This window comes from Methylobacterium mesophilicum SR1.6/6, from assembly GCF_000364445.2.
Lineage (GTDB): Bacteria > Pseudomonadota > Alphaproteobacteria > Rhizobiales > Beijerinckiaceae > Methylobacterium > Methylobacterium mesophilicum_A.
The window spans coordinates 273,029-288,531 of sequence record NZ_CP043538.1; the positions used below are offsets into that span (position 1 = coordinate 273,029).

The following is a 15,503-nucleotide window of genomic DNA, read 5'->3' on the forward strand; positions in this document are numbered from 1 at the left end:
GCCGTGAGGGCGGATCCCGAGGCACAGCGTGCCGGCGGGATCCGGAAGCGGCGGTGTCAGGCACCCAGGCGCTTCGCCTCCCGGCGGAACCGGTGCAGCACGAACTCCGTGTAGCCGTTCGGCTGGCGGGCACCCTCGAACACCAGGGCTTCCGCCGCCCGGAAGGCCGGGCCGTCGAAGCCCGGGGCCATCGGCCGGTAGGCCGGATCGCCCGCGTTCTGGCGGTCGACGACGCCCGCCATCCGCCGCAGCGCCGCCTCGACCTGCGCCCGGTCCACGATCCCGTGGCGCAGCCAGTTGGCGATGTGCTGGCTGGAGATCCGCAGGGTGGCGCGGTCCTCCATCAGCCCGACATCGTGGATGTCCGGCACCTTCGAGCAGCCGACGCCCTGGTCGATCCAGCGGACCACGTAGCCGAGGATGCCCTGGCAATTGTTGTCGAGCTCCTCCCGCACCGCGTCCGGCGCGAAGGGGCCCTCGGCCAGCGGCAGGGTCAGCAGGGCGGCGCGGGTCGCGGGCGCCCGGCCGGCGAGCGCGGCCTGGCGGGCGCGGACATCCGTCCGGTGGTAGTGCAGGGCGTGCAGCGTCGCGGCGGTCGGCGACGGGACCCAGGCGGTGTTGGCGCCGGCCTCCGGATGGGCGCCCTTGGCGTCGAGCATGGCGGCCATCCGGTCGGGGGCGGCCCACATGCCCTTGCCGATCTGCGCGTGGCCCGGCAGCCCGCAGGCGAGGCCGGCATCGACGTTGCCGTCCTCGTAGGCCTGGATCCAGGCGGTCGCCTTCATGGCGTCCTTGCGGACCACCGGTCCCGCTTCCAGTGAGGTGTGGATCTCGTCGCCGGTCCGGTCGAGGAAGCCGGTGTTGATGAAGAACAGCCTGTCCGCGGCCGCGGCGATCGCCGCCTTCAGGTTCAGGGTCGTGCGCCGCTCCTCGTCCATGACGCCGATCTTGAGGGTCCGCGGCGCGAGGCCGACCAGCGCCTCGACCCGGTCGAACAGCGCCACCGCGAAGGCGACCTCGTCGGGGCCGTGCAGCTTCGGCTTGACCATGTAGGCCGAGCCGGTCCGGCTGTTGCGGAAGGGGCCGGTGCCGTTCAGGTCGTGCAGGGCGATCAGCGCGGTGACGGCCGCATCGAGGATCGTCTCGGGGATCTCGGCGCCGTCGAGGGTCACGGCGTCGGTATACATGTGGTGGCCGACATGCCGGACCAGCATCAGCGACCGTCCCGGCAGGGTCAGGCTTCCGCCGTCGGGGGCCGCGTAGGTGCGGTCCGCGGCGAGGCGCCGCTCGACGGTGCGGCCGCCCTTGGACAGGGTGGCGACGAGGTCGCCGCGCATCAGGCCGAGCCAGCTGCGGTAGACCGCGACCTTGTCGGCCGAATCCACGGCCGCGACCGAATCCTCCATGTCCATGATGGTGGAGAGGGCGGCCTCCAGCACCACGTCGGCGATGCCGGCCGGGTCGGTGCGGCCGATCGGGCTCGCCCGGTCGATCACGATCTCGACGTGCAGGCCGTTGTGGCGGAGCAGGAGCGCGGTCGGGGCCTCGGGAGCGCCGGTGAAGCCCGCGAAGGCCGCCGCGCCGGTCAGGCCGGCGCTGCGCCTTGCCCCCAGGTCGACGGCGAGGCGCCCGCCCGCCACGGCGAATCCCACGGCATCCGCCCAGGAACCGACGCTGAGCGGCGCGGTGGCGTCGAGGAACGCCTTGGTCCGGGCCACCACCGCGGCGGCGCGGGCCGGGTTGAGGCCGCCGCCGGGGGCGAGGTCGCCGTCCTGCGGGATCGCGTCGGTGCCGTAGAGGGCGTCGTACAGGCTGCCCCAGCGGGCATTGGCGGCGTTGAGGGCGTAGCGGGCGTTGGAGATCGGCACGACGAGCTGCGGCCCGGCGATCGCGGCGATCTCCGCGTCCACGTTCCCGGTGGTCACCCGCACGGTGTCGGGCTCCGGCTGCAGGTAGCCGATCTGCGTGAGGTACGCCGCGTAGGCTGCCGGATCGTGCGGCAGGCCGCGATGATCGCGGTGCCAGGAATCGATATCGGCCTGCAGGTCGTCGCGCCGGTCGAGCAGCGCGCGGTTGCGCGGCGCGAGGTCCCGGACGATCGCCGCGAAGCCCGACCAGAACCGGTCGGCCGAGACGCCGGTCCCCGGAAGCGCCTCCTCAGCCAGGAAGGTGCGGAGGTCTTCGGCGACGACGAGACCCGACATGGCGGCTCCTTGAGCTGGCTCGGTGAGCTGGATCGGCGCGCCATTCAGAAAAAATCGAATGGCGCATGAAATTTTTTTGAGACCATCGAGATAGACCGGTTGGCAGCCGCGAAAAAGGCGGCAAAAGGGATTTGATTCTTTCCGCAGCGTTGAGAATGAACGACCAGAGCGACCTGGAGATCTTCGCCCGGGTGGTCCGGACCAGCAGCCTGACCCAGGCCGGATCGGAACTCGGCCTGTCGGTGGCGGTGGTCTCCAAGCGGCTGAAGCGGCTGGAGGAGCGGCTCGCCGTGCGCCTGCTGCACCGGACGACCCGGCGGGTCGCCCCCACCGATGTCGGCGCGGCCTTCTTCGAGCGGATCGCCCCGATCGTCGACGCCATCGCGGAGGCGGAAAGCCTCGTGTCGCAGACGGCGTCCCGGGCGCGGGGCACGCTCCGGGTCACGGCGCCGAGCTCCTTCGGGCGGCTGCACATCGTCCCGCACCTGCGGGCCTTCTTCGCCCTCCACCCCGACCTCGTGCTGAACCTGGAGCTGAGCGACGATTTCGAGTCGATCGTCGAGCGCGGCTACGATCTCGCGATCCGGGTCGGCGCGCTGGAGAGTTCCGGCCTGACGGCGGTGCGTCTCGCGCCGGTGCGGCGGGTTCTCTGCGCGCGGCCGGCTTACCTCGACGCGGCCGGGCGCCCGGAGCGCCTCGACGACCTGCGCGGCCATGTCTGCCTCGCCACCGAGAACCAGAACCCCTGGCGTCTCGTCGGACCGGAGGGTCCCTGCACGGTCGGCGCGTCCGGTCCCCTGCGCACCCACTCCAACGAGGTGGTGCGCGAGGCGGTGATCGGCGGCCTGGGAATCGCGCTGCGCTCCACCTGGGACGTGCATGCGGAGCTGCGCGACGGCAGGCTGGAGGTGGTGCTGCCGGCCTACACCGCCGCGGCCTCGGCGGGCATCTTCGCGGTCTATCCGAGCCGGGCCTTCGTCCCGGCCAAGACCCGGGCGTTCATCGCGTTCCTGAAGCAGACCTACCGGTCGAGCGGAGCCTGGGCCGAGGGGTGAGGCGTGGGCCCATCCGCGGAGGCATGTCCCTCGCCCGCAGGGGTTTGCGGATTCACGCCGCGTGGGCGGCACCATGGCCGCAAATTGAAGCGCGGGTCCCTCTCCCGTGCGGGAGAGGGACAGGGTGAGGGATCTGGGCTCACCGGAGAAGGCTCGACCGGATTGCGCGGCACTGGCGAGATCCGTCCTGAGCCTTCTCGTCCCTCACCCCAACCCTCTCCCACACGGGAGGGGGCCTGGCGCGCCCTGCCACAAGCGGCGGTGGTCCGCCGGAGATCTGCGAACATCGTAGCCCGCAGGGGGGAGGGACACGCCCGGTCGACGTCTCGCCTCACGCGTCCACGAAGAAATCCGGATCCGTCCGCGCCAGCATCCGCTTGAACGCCGCCCACTCGTTGTCGGGCGCCCCCTGGACCACGACGCGGTCATAGCCGGCGGCGTACTGCCCGGCGGTCTTGGTGGCGATGGCGGAGGACGGTCGGATCACCGGCGCGCCCGCCGCCTGGATCGCCAGCTGCGCCCGGCACGAGCGCTCCATGTTGTGCATCAGCCGGAACGCCTCGCCGACCGTGCGACCGCAGGTCAGCAGGCCGTGGTTGCGCAGCACCATCACGGGCTTGTCGCCGAGATCGGCCACCAGCCGCTGCCGCTCGTCGAGGTCGAGGGCGATGCCCTCGTAGGCGTGATAGGCGACGCGCCCCGTGAACTGCATTGACCACTGGTTCAGGGGCAGCAGACCCTCCTCCTGGCAGGAGACCGCCACGCCCGCCACGGTGTGGGTGTGCAGCACGCAGACCGCGTCGTGGCGGGCGGCGTGGATGGCGCTGTGGATCGTGAAGCCGGCCGGGTTGATGCCGAGGCCCATCGGGTCCTCGAGCACCTGTCCGTCGATGTCGACCGTGACGAGGTTCTGCGGCGTCACCTCCTCGAAGCGCATCCCGTAGGGGTTGATCAGGAAGCGGTGGCCGCCGCCCGGAAGCCGCGCCGAGATGTGGGTGTAGATGCTGTCGTCGAGGCCCAGGCGATGGATCAGCCTGTAGGCGGCCGCGAGATCGACGCGCATCGCGCGGACCGCTTCCTCACCCCCTCCCCCGGACTCCGCCTCCCGGTCCGCGACGATCGATGGCGTGGCTGCACTCATGCGGCGGCTCCCTGCCGGGCGGTTCCATTCGGGATCGCTGCCCCGGCGCATGCGGTCCCGTGATCCGGGCGCGGCGCGGTGGAACACCGCAGCGTGCCGTTCCAAGCCGGATAGCCGGCAAGGTGCATCAGGGGACGGCGCGCGGCAATGCGCCCGACGCGCGGCGGCCGGTGCCGCGACCCGGGGCAGCCGGCAGCGCTCCCGTCATCCCGCGCGGGAAGACAGCAATGCCCGCTCCGATGGTCCGCTCCGACGGCCCGCCCCGATGCGGTCCGTGGATCCGAGGGCTGGCCGGGAGGGGCAGATGCCACCGCCGCCGGGCGACGCGATCTCGAAGGATCGTCGCTCTCAACCCAGGGGGCGGCGAAGCCGCCGCGCAGGCGGCTTCAGAGATCGCGCGTCTGCCCGAGGCCTGCTGAAACAGGCATCCGGGGGGACGGAGGGTGGGGGAAAGCCCGGGTGAGCGCATGCACCGCTCTTGACAATATTCCTAATCTATGCCCTTAGTCCGAACGCCCGCCGCGACACGTCGTGAGACGCCTCGGGGCGTCGATCCGGTCAGCCGCCGGGTCGGCGGCGGCGGGACGGTGCCTGCGTCTGCCGTCGGCTGCGGCAGCCCCGGGCGCGGGACTCGACATGCCCCCGGCTCGGGCTGGGCGGCGGCTGGCGGAGGAAATGCCGCCGGCCGCGCAGTGCCCATCGGCGACCCTGTCCTGGGCGGTGTGGTGGTTAGACGGCGCCCTCCACGACGAGAGGGCGTGCGACGAAGGCTCGCTCGGAAGCGCGGGGGGCGAGGAGCACCCCGAAGCGCCTTAGCGTCGTTCGAGCCCCCGCGTGACGGACACCGGACGCAGCAACGGACGAGGACGAGCGCCGGCCAGCCGGTGCGCGTCCTGTCCGCGGGACGCCGGGAAGCCGGCTTTGAGCAACGTTGCGTTCGGGCTTCGCGGCGTCCCGCGTCACCCCGGCAGCGGCGGGTTTCGGGCCATGCTCCCGGCGGCGCGCCGCGCGGGGCCGCAATCCCCTGCCCGGCCCCCGGATCCGTCCCACGAGGAGCCGGCCTTCCCGCGCGATGCGCGTCCGAGACACCCGAGACGCCCCGGATCATGCCCGCACGCGCCGGTCCCGGACGGTCTTCGCCGCGCGCCCGCGCGACGGACCGCCAGGCGCGAGGAGCACCTGCGGGCGGCAGGCCTCAGAACGTGCCGGGATAGGCGCCGCCGTCCATCAGCAGGTTCTGCCCGGTGATGAACCCGGCGTGCTGGCTGCACAGGAACGCGCAGGCGGCGCCGAACTCGTCGGGGCGGCCGAACCGGCCGGCGGGGTTGTCGCGCGCCCGCGCCTCCAGGAACGCCTCCACGGTGGTCCCGGCCTTGGCGGCGCCCGCTTCGGCGTTGCTGCGGATCCGGTCCGTGTCGAAGGGGCCGGGCAGCAGGTTGTTGATCGTCACGTTGTGCCGCACGGTCTGGCGGGCGAGGCCGGCCACGAAGCCCGTCAGCCCCGAACGGGCGCCGTTCGACAGGCCGAGATGCTCGATCGGTGCCTTCACGGCGCCGGAGGTGATGTTGACGATCCGGCCGAACTTCCGGTCGATCATGCCGTCCACGGTCGCCTTGATGAGGGCGATCGGCGCCAGCATGTTGGCGTCGAGCGCCCGGATCCAGGCGTCGCGGTCCCACGCGCGGAAATCGCCGGGGGCGGGCCGCCGGCGTTGTTGACCAAGATGTCGGGCTCGGGACAGGCGGCCAGCGCGGCGGCGCGGCCGGCCTCGGTGGCGATGTCGCCCGCGACGACGGTGACGGTGACGCCCGTCGCGCTCCGGATTTCGTCCGCGGTCCGCTCCAGCGCCTCGGCGGTGCGCGCGGTGATGGTGACCGCGACGCCCTCCCGGGCCAGCGCCAGGGCGCAGCCCTTGCCGAGCCCCTTGCTCGCCGCGCAGACGAGCGCCCGGCGCCCGCTCAAGCCGAGATCCATGTGCGGTCTCCCTGTACCGGCCCTCGCCGCGAGGGCGCCCGCCCCTCATAGCGCGCCGCTGGCCGCTCCCGGAATCCGTCCCGCCCGCGGGCCCGTTCTCAGGCGCACTCGCTGTAGCCGGACCGCTCGGCCTCCTGGCGCGCCAGGCTCAGGACGCGGCGGCGCGCCTGTCCGTCACCGATCGCCAGCCAGTGGCGCACCAGGGCGCAGAGTTCGCCCGCCTCCCCGTCCGGAGGCTCCTCCAGGAAGGATTCCGCCGGCCTGTTCAACGCCTGCGCGAGCTGGCCGAGCAGGACCCCGTGACGTCCGGCCAGGCGGTCCCGTGCGGGCCGGCTGGGCAGCGGCTGAGCCGGAGGCACGATCGTCAACAGGGTCATCCCCTAGCAATGACGACCGCCCAGGAGGGTTGCCGCCCCCTGGCGGCAGGGTGAAGACAGCGTTAGCGGCGTCCCGCGCGCACCCCGCACGCGCCCCGAACTCACCATGTCCGCAGGTCCCGGGCTTCGGGGGTATCCGGGCCCTCCTCCAGCTCCGGCGCGACCAGGCCAGCCCACAGCACGGCCACCGCGCCGGTGAGCAGGGGAAGGGCGGTGCTGAGGACGAGGCTGAGCGTCACGGCGACCCTGCCGGCCAAACGGCGTCGAAGCGACGCGAGACCCGATCTTTGGCGGGGGAGGTCTTGTCGCGCCCTTAAACAGGTTGTTCGCATTGTGGCAGCCGGGCCACAGGATGCGGGAACAAGGGCCGCTGCATTCCCCGCGTCCGGTCGCGCTGCGCGCCTTCGGCCTCTCCGTCCTCCGGGCCGTCACGGCACGCGACCGAGAGCGCTCTCCGCCGCCATGGCTGCCGGTCCTGTCCGAGACCCGCATCCGCGACCTGCCGCCGGAGATCGCGGTCCTTCACATCGCGATCCTTCACGGTGCGGGCGAGCCCTATGCGGGGCGCAGCACGCGCTCGACGTCGCGACCGCTCCGGTCATCGCGGCGCCGCTCACCCCCGGACCCGGTCAGGGCTGGGCAGCGTCCCGGGTCAGGGCGCCGAACTCACTGACCATGCATTCGTGCATGCGCCGCAGCCACGCCCGCGCCTCTGCCGTCTGGGCCTCCGCCCGCTCCGCCCGCTCGGCCGCCGCGCGTGCGTGCTCCTCGGCCCGCTCGGCCCGGGCGATCGCCGCGCGCAGCAGACCTTCGGCGTGCTCCGCCCGATCCTCGGCGGCGCGCAACGCCGTCTCCGCCTCGCGCACCGAGCGCTGGGCCTCCCGGATCGAATCCCTGGCGCTCATTTGCAGGGTGCGCACCTGCGTGGCGATGCCGCGCACGGCGGTCAGGGAGGCCGACCAATCGTCCCCCGCGGCGGCCGGGGGCCGCCCGGCCCCGGAGAACAGCGCCACCACCCGGTCCACCGGGTCGGCCGCGCCGTCGCGCCCGATTTCGACCGGCCCGCGGCTGTCCAGCACGGGGATCGCCGCGCGGGCCGGGCTGCTCATGCCGCAGCCTGGTCGGTCAGGTCCGAGAACTCGGACAGGATCGCGTCCTGAACGCGGCCCAGCCATTCCTCGGCATGCTGGGCCCGTTCCTCGGCGGCGTGGGCCCGCGCCTCGGCGGCCTTCACCCGCTCCTCGGCGGCGATGATCTGCGCCTCGGCGCGCACCTGGGCCTCACGGGCCTGCATCTCGGCGATGCGGGCGCGCTCGTTGGCGGTGGTGATGTCCTCCCGGACACGCTGCAGGACGTGCTCGATGCGCTCCTCCCGCTCGCGGGATTGCGCCTCGATCACGCGCGCCTGGCGGGCCGCGGTGTGCACGCGGTGGATCAGCGCGTCCCAATCCTGGGTCGGGACCGGCGGCATCGCGGTCTCGGCCGGCTCGGCTGCCGACGAGACGACGCGCAGCAGGCCGCCGGCATTGGCTTCGGGTGCGGCGCCCGGCTCCCGCTTGGCCTTGTCGGCGGGCCGGAACCGAGGATCGTCCAGAAGCCTCTGCAACTCGCTCACGGAACGCCCACTCCCTGCCGGCCGGAATCCCGTTACTAAACTGTTTAGAAAGGTTAACAAACGGTAAAGGGAGCGATCAAAGCTGTGTTGGAGTCTGGCACACCGCGGTCAAGGCATCGACCGGGGAAGGGTGCGCCGATCCCGATGCCCGCTCGATGCCCGCAGCCCGCCCCGGCTCACCCATCCTTCATGGGATCGTGCCCCCAGTTCATCAGCGACAGTCGCCAGGGCGAGTCCCGCACGGCAGCCTCGTCCTTCGGGCCGCCCTGCTTCAGGTGCCGGTGCACGTAGCCGACGACCTTGCGCATGTGCTGATAATCGTCGTCCGAAAGGTCGGCCTTCTTCGCATGCAGGATCTCGACGATGCGCCGGCCTTCCTGATGGCCGGTCGCCTCCCCGGCCGCGCCCTTCTTCTGGCCGACCGACTGGCTGGCGTCGCCTTTGAGGTGCTTCTCCAGCGCCGAGGCCGCCATGTTCACGACCTCCTTGAACGCCTTGTAGGTCGCCTCGTGATCGTCGGTCTCGGCCATCGCTCGCCTCCGGATCGCCGATGCGGGGCGATCCATCGGAGATCGCCCGCGTGCGGGTTCGGTTCCCGACCCTGCGGCTCCGGGGCGCACGCGGTCCCGCTCAGGTCGCGGCGATCCGCCGATAGCTCGCGACGAACGCTTCAGCGGTCTCCCGGGTGAGATCCGTCACGACGAGGCCTGCGGCATAGATCGTCCAGCGGCCGTCCTGATTCTGAGACATGCGGATTTCGGCCATGGCGCGCCTCCCGGTCGAACGAGAGCAAAGCGGCGGCCGGCTGACGGTTCCCTGAAGGTCGCCTCGGTGTCGGCGGCTGCCTTAGTCCGGCGGCACGGTGACAGCCGGGATCTGCCGAGATGCTCGCGCGGGGATCGCGCGCGGTGCTGACGGCGCTCCTCGCCTCCTGACGTCCGTGCCGTGCGTCTCCGACCCGCCGCCCCGGAGATCCGGCACGGGTGGCGGATCCTCTCGGATCGCGTGCGCGTTCTACCCTACCGGGTCCCGAGCGCCTCGCGGGCCATGCTGGTGATCAGAGCGTCCCGCTTCGCCTGCCGGATGACGATGCGGGCGGCGGCGCGCGCGGCGGCGGCCCGCAGCGCGCCTTGCGGGCTTTCATCGCGTAGCGCGCGCCAAGCGAGCCTTCGAAACCAGTTCACGTTGGCCAATGCGATGGACCGTCGCTCCGCATAACGGCCCTGATTGCTCGGTTCCGGAGCAGTCAGTGTCAACATGATTTCGATCCCGGAGAGGGATGCCTAACGCTTGTTCGTCACTGCTTCGGAAGATTACATTTTTCGGTGCCGATCACAATACTGATTTTCTCGGTGCGTATTCTTTTTCAGGCCGGAAGTCGCCTCAATCGCGGAAATCGGCCGTGCGCGATCCGGAATTTCACACGTACCTGTCCGTGCGCAAGGGTGTAAATCGGGATAACTCTGGCAGGCGAAACCTCTCTGAACAAACTTGCCAAGTTATCCGTGAAAATTATGCTATAATTTTCGAAGTAATTGCTCGTGGTCGACAAAAATTTACATCCGCAGCGTTTTGGCCCTCCACTGCATGTTGAAGCGGGCGGCTATGATCGGCGTCCCGCTGCCTCCTGCGATCGCGGGATCGCTTCGGTCGGCGAATCAGAGTGTTGCACGGTGCGGCCGCCGCTGGGTCAAGGCAAAGGTGGGCGCGCGTCGTGCTCGGCGCGGGGTCGGACGAACGCGACCGTCCGAGAGCGGCCGGCCGTGCACGGACCGGGCGCGACGCCGTGAAACCCCCCGCGCGGGGTGCCGGCACGATGTCGGTGCCGATCAGGCCGGTGAGGCGAGAGGCTTGCCCTTCTCCACCGTGTAGGTCCCCGCGACGCGGGTCGCACCGGAGCCGTTGCGCAGGCTGTGCGGGGTGACCGCGGGAACCTGGAAGCTGTCCCCGGCCCGCAAGGTCCGGTTCGGCTGGCCATCGACGAACAACTCCGCCTCGCCCGCCAGGATCACCGACGACTCGATCCCCGGATGCGTGTGGCGGGCGACGGTCGCGCCCGGCGCGATCTCGGCAGCGACCTGGACGACCACATATTGTCCCCCGGGCAGCTCCTCGGTGCTGAGGATCGTCCGCGTGACACCGGATGTCTGCGCGGACGGCTGTGGCTGGGCCTCGACGGCGGTCGCCGTGAAGCCGGTCAACACGGCGCAGAGCGCACAATCTACGAAGCCCCGTCTCGTCAGCATGGACATGTCCTCCGTGCGGCGCGCCTACCGCGGCCCCGGGCGCCGCGTTGCTCCCGACCCCAGCCGCGCTCTGTGTCGTAGCTTGGCGGTCAGGGGCGCGTCACGTTCGTGCCGCAGACGCGAGCTTCATCGACAGGTGCGATGAAAGGAGTTTTCCCACAATCGTCGCGGCGAAGCCGGACGAAAGCTGTCGGTTCAGGACCTTTTGCGTCCTGTGCGGGGATGGAAGCTGTATTGAGCCGTGGTCCCCTGGGGTGTCGCCACGGAACGTGGCTCGGGAGGCTCGCGGCCATGGATCGAGACGCGGAACTCCGGCGCGGCTCCGGTCTTGCTCCCACATGCCCCAGAGAAAGTCCCCCGCTCGGAGGTCCGCGGATCCCGGACCGGTCGTCGGAAAGCCGATCGCGCGAGTCGGTCTCCCGACGCGCCTCGCCGCGATCCAGGACCGGTACCGTCGCGCCCTGACGGAGGCCCTCGACCGACCCCATGGGGAGCAGGGTGACCTGACCCGCGCCGCGCTGGCGACGCTGCTGGCCGAGAAGGCCGCGCTGGGCGTCCGGGACGGTGAGGAGGCCGCCGGCGCTTCGGATCCGGCCGATTGATTCGTCGCCCGTCGGATGGAAGTGCTGGCCGCCCAGGCCGCCGGGCGTGGGGCGAGGCCGGCACAGCGCGCGGGACCTGCGTCGTCGAAGAACTGCGGGGAACCGGTTTCAGCCGCGGACACGCGCTGGTATCGGCCAGTCACGCCGTCGATCGGCGACCGCGCGGCTGAGTGGGAAGAATCGGATATGCCGAAAACGTCTGGCCTCAACCGCACCCTGGGCGGCGCCATCGGCATCATCGCCCTGGTCACGATCCTCAGCAGCGGCGCCGTCCTGATCACGCGCAACCAACTGCAGTCGGCCAACGATGCCCTCGCCCATTCGAGTCAGGTGATCCGCGCCCTCGACGGGTTCCGCGGCGCGATGCTGAACCAGGAGACCGGGCTTCGGGGCTACCTGATCACCGGCCGCGACGGGAGCCTTGAGCCCTACCGCTCGGGACGGCCGGCCCTGGACGATGCGGTCAACCGGTTGCGGACCGAGATCGGAGCCGATGCTCAGCGCTCGGCCCTGCTGGCCGATGCCGTGACGGCGGCGCGAACATGGCAGGCCGATATCGGCGAGGCCGCCATCCGCCGCGCGGCCGACCCGGCCACGCGCGCGGAGGCGCTCGCCGTCGAGGCCGACGGCAAGGGCAAGGCGATGTTCGACACGCTGCGCAACAAGCTCGCCGCCATCGAGGCCCTGGAGGAGCGGACGCAGACGATGCAGCGGGCGCGGGTCCTGCAGGCCGAGCGCGACGAGAACGTCGCCCTGTGGGGCGGAACCCTGATCACGCTCCTGATCTGCGCCGGCATCGGCTGGGCGGTGAACCGGCTGGTCGTCCGCCCGCTGCTGCGCGTGATGGCCTTCGTCGAGCAGGTCGGCGCGGGCGACCTGTCAGGCCGCCTCGAGGCGGGCGTCCGTGGCGAGGTCGGCCGTCTTGCGGGGACCTTGAACGCGATGGTGTCCGGGCTGTCGGACCTTGCGCGGACCAACCGGGCGGCGACGGCCGACCTGAACGCGGCGGCGGCCGAGATCCGCGCCTCGGCGCAGGAGCAGGCGGCCTCGGTCGAGCAGCAGTTCGCGGCCGTGCAGGAGACGGCGGCCACGGTCGACGAGATCACGCACTCGGGCGCGCAGATCTCGAAGCGCGCCACCGAGGTGATCGCCACCGCCCAGGCGACCGCCCAGACCTCGCGCCAGGGCCTGCGGGCGGTCTCCGACACGGCCAAGGCGATGGAGGCGATCCGCGAGCAGGCGGAAGCGGTGGCCGGCAACATCGTCAGCCTGTCGGAGAAGACCCAGACGATCGGCGACATCATCGGGACGGTCAACGACATCTCGGAGCGCACGCACCTGCTGGCGCTGAACGCGGCCATCGAGGCGGCGGCGGCCGGCGAGAGCGGCCTGAGCTTTGCGGTCGTGGCCTCCGAGATGAAGCTTCTGGCCGATCAGGCGAAGGCGGCCACCGGCCAGGTGCGGGGTCTGCTGGGCGAGATCCAGCGGGGCATCAACACGTCGGTGATGCTGACGGAGGAGGCGGTGAAGCGGGCGGCGGCGGGCAAGACGCGCTCGGACACGACGCAGCGCACGATCGAGGAGATCACCGCGCGGGTGGAGGAGAACGTGCAGACGTTCCAGCAGATCGTGGCCTCGACGAACCAGCAGCAGCTCGGGATCGAGCAGGTGATGGGGGCGCTGCAGAACATCCGGCAGGCCAGCCAGCAGACCGCGGCCGGCACGCGGCAGGTGGAGGCGGCCTCCGCCAACCTCACCGAACTCGCCCAGGCCCTCATGGCCCTGGCCGAACGATACCGGCACGAGAACCCGACGATCCGATGAACGCACCGTCCGGATCCGGTTCACGGGCGGCGTCGCATCCTCCTCTCATCCGGTCCGGCACATTCGGACCAGATTGGGCAGGAGATCGTGTGATGATGCGCTCCCGGACGTTCGGAATGGCCGCGCTGTTGGCGGCAGGTCTCGCCACCGCCACGGCGGCGGAAGCGGCGCCCTTCGGCTACGGACCGCTCGATGGACCGCCCGACGGCGCGCTCCCGATCGAGCGTGTCGCCGGCGGCTGCGGACCCGGCTTCCATCCGAACCCGTGGGGGCATTGCCGTCCCAATGAGCGCGGCTGGGGCTGGGGCGGCCCGCGGGGACCCTACAGCGGCCGGCCCGGCTACGGATACGGATATGAGCGCGGTCCGGGCGGCTACGACGGCCCGCGCCGGTTCTACGGCGGCTGGTGAGCCCGGCGCCCGGCCTCACGGGGTCCAGCCGGGCAGCCCCGTCCAGGCGTCCCGGATGAAGGCGAGCCGCTGCGCGGCGCGGGCGGGGTCGGCGTCCGCGACCTGATGCAGCGCGGCGTCCATCGCGTCGGTTCCGCCGAGCGCCGCCGCGGCCTCGCCCTGGCGGCGCAGAGCCGAACGGTGCGCCCGCATCGCCGGCCCCGCCTTCGGCCCGGCCTCGATCGCCTCTAGGGTCATGACGAGGGCGGCCACGACCGGGGCGACCTCGCGCCAGGACGGGACCGGCGGCCGCTCGGGCGCGGCCGGAGGCTCCGGGGCCGGCGGTGCGGAGAAGCTGGTTGTCAGCGGGCGCTTCAAGTCGAGCCTCCTCGGACGGAGCCGGATGGGTCAAAGATCGGCCGGCACGTGAGCTCACGGGAGCTTAGGAGGCGCGCATGGCCGAAAGGCGGAAGATCCGCGGATCCGACGGGGAGGCGCTGTCGCGCCACATCCTGCCGAGCGCGGGGACGATGGTGGGCGTCTGCACCACCCTGATCGGTCTCGTGAAGATCGTCGAGGGGCGCGTCGGCCCCAGCCACGTCGACGAGGCGGCGGCCCTGACGGCTATCCTGTTCCTGGTCGGCGCGATCGCGTCCTACCTGTCGATCCGCCTGGAGGCCGAGAGTGACCGCACGGTCCGCCTGGAGCGGTGCGCCGACATTTGCTTCGTTCTCGGCTTGGTCAGCCTGACGATGATCGCGGTCCTGTTCGCCTATGAGACGATCTGACGGCCGCCGTCCGACCTCGGGCAGGGCTGTCCCCGCGCAGGATCGCGAAGCTTCGGACCAGGCTGGCGCCGGGGGCTTGATTAAAAGTATCCATTACCGACGTGTGGATACCAATTCTGTACCGATACTCAGAGCCGTCAAAAGAGACTATCGTGCTTCGACATGGAGCGGGAGTTCGGCATGTCGGACGGCGATGCCTTCGCCCACGAAATCGCGGCCCTTCTGATCGCCGATATCAAGACGTCGGGCGCGCGAACCCGCGCCGAGATCGAGAATGCCTGCCAGATCTCACTCAAGAGCCTGCTGGGCGACGCCGCGGTGCCGCATCAGATCGCCGTCCTGATGCCGATCGGTCTCGAACGCTGGCCCCGCGTGGTCGTCCAGGGGCGACGGCTGCCGGACGTCTGACGGGGCCGAAGGGACCGCGTCACGATCCGGGACGATCCTCAGCGTCCTGTCACGCCCGTCCCGCCGGTCGGCCCGATCGCGTTCGGACCGGTGTTCGGCGCGGGCGTCGCGGCCTGATTGCGCTGGAGGTCCATCCGCAGCGTGTCGCTTCGGGTCGTCTGCTCCTGTTGCAGGGAGCGCATCTGGCCGCGTGTCCCCAGGGACCGGTTCGCGGCGTTGGGATCCTGCTGCTGCACCTGTGCCAGGGCCGGGGGCGCGGCCAGCGACGTCAGGCAGAGGCTGGCGAGGATGAGGCGGCGCATGGTGGGGCTCGCGCGGTCAGGGATTCGATAGTCTGACACGATAAGGGCCTGCCGGGTTCCCTGCGGATCACGATCCCCCCTCGCCGGCACGGCGCAGCAGGTCAGGCCCGTGCGGTCCGGTTGACCGGTGATCAGGAGCGGCCGGCATCCGCACCCAGGGTTAGCGGAGCCTTGCGCTCCGGCGCGACGCTTTACGTCCCGTTAAGGAGTTCCGGCGAAGCTCGCGGCGGCCAGCGGGAGAGTCGCCCTATGCGTGCATTGACGGCGGAGGATGAGCAAGCTGTCGAGCGCCTGACGCTCCGGCTGCTTCACGACGCCTATTGCGATCTCGCGGCCGTGCTCCGCAGCGCGCAGCCGCAGGCGGCCGCGGCGATCCTCGACGTCATGGAGCAGCGGGTGACCGACGTGCTCACCCGGATCTGCCGACAGGGTCTGGAGGGCGAAGCCTCCGCGGCGATCGCCATCGCGGTCGGTGAGCGGATCAGCGAGATCATGGATCAGGCGAACGGACGGAGCGGCCAGCCGGCGCTGGCGGCCTGAACGGGCGTCGACCCGTCAGGCTTAGCCGCGCGATCGCA

At 71.4% G+C, this 15,503-nt stretch carries 19 protein-coding genes and 1 pseudogene; 7 read left to right on the top strand and 13 right to left on the bottom strand.

Translation table 11 applies throughout. From position 1 onward, the window contains the following. Positions 1–56: 56 nt before the first annotated feature. Entirely contained in the window at positions 57–2,204 is a 2,148-nt protein-coding gene (locus MMSR116_RS01315; protein WP_010686760.1) for a malate synthase G, read from the bottom strand. A gap of 155 nt (positions 2,205–2,359) precedes the next feature. Between MMSR116_RS01315 and MMSR116_RS01320 the strand changes: the two genes are divergently transcribed. Beyond that, the gene (locus MMSR116_RS01320) at positions 2,360–3,259 is read left to right on the top strand and encodes a LysR family transcriptional regulator (RefSeq protein WP_010686759.1); all 900 of its coding nucleotides are present in this window, start codon (positions 2,360–2,362) and stop codon (positions 3,257–3,259) included. Between the two features lie 331 nt (positions 3,260–3,590). On the opposite strand, the gene MMSR116_RS01325 is transcribed toward MMSR116_RS01320, so the two are convergent. The 10 genes and pseudogenes from MMSR116_RS01325 to MMSR116_RS01365 all read right to left on the bottom strand — a co-directional run bounded on the left by MMSR116_RS01325 (position 3,591) and on the right by MMSR116_RS01365 (position 10,612). Next, on the bottom strand, positions 3,591–4,400 hold the full coding sequence (locus MMSR116_RS01325) for a class II aldolase/adducin family protein (protein WP_010686758.1): 810 nt from the start codon (positions 4,398–4,400) through the stop codon (positions 3,591–3,593). A gap of 1,195 nt (positions 4,401–5,595) precedes the next feature. Next, positions 5,596–6,374 (bottom strand): annotated as a pseudogene (locus MMSR116_RS01330) (SDR family oxidoreductase). 98 nt (positions 6,375–6,472) lie between these two features. Next, entirely contained in the window at positions 6,473–6,742 is a 270-nt protein-coding gene (locus MMSR116_RS01335) for a hypothetical protein (protein WP_010686755.1), read from the bottom strand. Positions 6,743–6,852: 110 nt separating this feature from the next. Then, positions 6,853–7,008, bottom strand: coding sequence for a hypothetical protein (locus MMSR116_RS01340; RefSeq protein WP_158168487.1), 156 nt, complete (start codon positions 7,006–7,008; stop codon positions 6,853–6,855). Positions 7,009–7,380: 372 nt separating this feature from the next. Then, entirely contained in the window at positions 7,381–7,860 is a 480-nt protein-coding gene (locus MMSR116_RS01345) for a hypothetical protein (RefSeq protein WP_010686753.1), read from the bottom strand. Then, a complete protein-coding gene (locus MMSR116_RS01350) occupies positions 7,857–8,366 on the bottom strand; it encodes a hypothetical protein (RefSeq protein ID WP_010686752.1) in 510 nt (169 codons plus the stop codon). Before MMSR116_RS01350 ends, MMSR116_RS01345 begins: the two co-directional genes overlap by 4 nt. A gap of 176 nt (positions 8,367–8,542) precedes the next feature. Further along, positions 8,543–8,896, bottom strand: a complete 354-nt coding sequence (locus tag MMSR116_RS01355; protein WP_010686751.1) for a DUF3140 domain-containing protein — start codon at positions 8,894–8,896, stop codon at positions 8,543–8,545. A gap of 100 nt (positions 8,897–8,996) precedes the next feature. Then, a complete protein-coding gene (locus MMSR116_RS32180) occupies positions 8,997–9,131 on the bottom strand; it encodes a hypothetical protein (RefSeq protein ID WP_010686750.1) in 135 nt (44 codons plus the stop codon). A gap of 254 nt (positions 9,132–9,385) precedes the next feature. Beyond that, positions 9,386–9,625, bottom strand: coding sequence for a hypothetical protein (locus MMSR116_RS01360; protein ID WP_010686749.1), 240 nt, complete (start codon positions 9,623–9,625; stop codon positions 9,386–9,388). A gap of 570 nt (positions 9,626–10,195) precedes the next feature. Then, positions 10,196–10,612, bottom strand: a complete 417-nt coding sequence (locus MMSR116_RS01365) for a cupin domain-containing protein (RefSeq protein WP_010686748.1) — start codon at positions 10,610–10,612, stop codon at positions 10,196–10,198. A gap of 338 nt (positions 10,613–10,950) precedes the next feature. Here MMSR116_RS01365 and MMSR116_RS01370 point away from each other — a divergent pair, with 338 nt between their 5' ends. The 3 genes from MMSR116_RS01370 (at position 10,951) to MMSR116_RS01380 (ending at position 13,448) form a co-directional block, all read left to right on the top strand. Beyond that, a complete protein-coding gene (locus MMSR116_RS01370; RefSeq protein WP_010686747.1) occupies positions 10,951–11,214 on the top strand; it encodes a hypothetical protein in 264 nt (87 codons plus the stop codon). 186 nt (positions 11,215–11,400) lie between these two features. After that, positions 11,401–13,038, top strand: coding sequence for a methyl-accepting chemotaxis protein (locus tag MMSR116_RS01375; RefSeq protein ID WP_010686746.1), 1,638 nt, complete (start codon positions 11,401–11,403; stop codon positions 13,036–13,038). Between the two features lie 92 nt (positions 13,039–13,130). After that, on the top strand, positions 13,131–13,448 hold the full coding sequence (locus MMSR116_RS01380) for a GCG_CRPN prefix-to-repeats domain-containing protein (protein ID WP_010686745.1): 318 nt from the start codon (positions 13,131–13,133) through the stop codon (positions 13,446–13,448). A 15-nt stretch (positions 13,449–13,463) separates the two neighbouring features. Here MMSR116_RS01380 and MMSR116_RS01385 read toward each other — a convergent pair whose 3' ends face one another. Further along, positions 13,464–13,805, bottom strand: a complete 342-nt coding sequence (locus MMSR116_RS01385) for a hypothetical protein (RefSeq protein WP_010686744.1) — start codon at positions 13,803–13,805, stop codon at positions 13,464–13,466. 77 nt (positions 13,806–13,882) lie between these two features. On the opposite strand from MMSR116_RS01385, the gene MMSR116_RS01390 reads away from it, so the two are divergent. Together MMSR116_RS01390 and MMSR116_RS01395 are read left to right on the top strand one after the other, a co-directional pair. Next, positions 13,883–14,215, top strand: a complete 333-nt coding sequence (locus MMSR116_RS01390; RefSeq protein WP_010686743.1) for a hypothetical protein — start codon at positions 13,883–13,885, stop codon at positions 14,213–14,215. A gap of 180 nt (positions 14,216–14,395) precedes the next feature. Next, entirely contained in the window at positions 14,396–14,623 is a 228-nt protein-coding gene (locus MMSR116_RS01395; protein WP_010686742.1) for a hypothetical protein, read from the top strand. Positions 14,624–14,661: 38 nt separating this feature from the next. Here MMSR116_RS01395 and MMSR116_RS01400 read toward each other — a convergent pair whose 3' ends face one another. Beyond that, entirely contained in the window at positions 14,662–14,925 is a 264-nt protein-coding gene (locus tag MMSR116_RS01400) for a hypothetical protein (RefSeq protein ID WP_010686741.1), read from the bottom strand. 249 nt (positions 14,926–15,174) lie between these two features. Between MMSR116_RS01400 and MMSR116_RS01405 the strand changes: the two genes are divergently transcribed. Next, positions 15,175–15,465, top strand: coding sequence for a hypothetical protein (locus MMSR116_RS01405; protein ID WP_010686740.1), 291 nt, complete (start codon positions 15,175–15,177; stop codon positions 15,463–15,465). Positions 15,466–15,503: the final 38 nt, after the last annotated feature.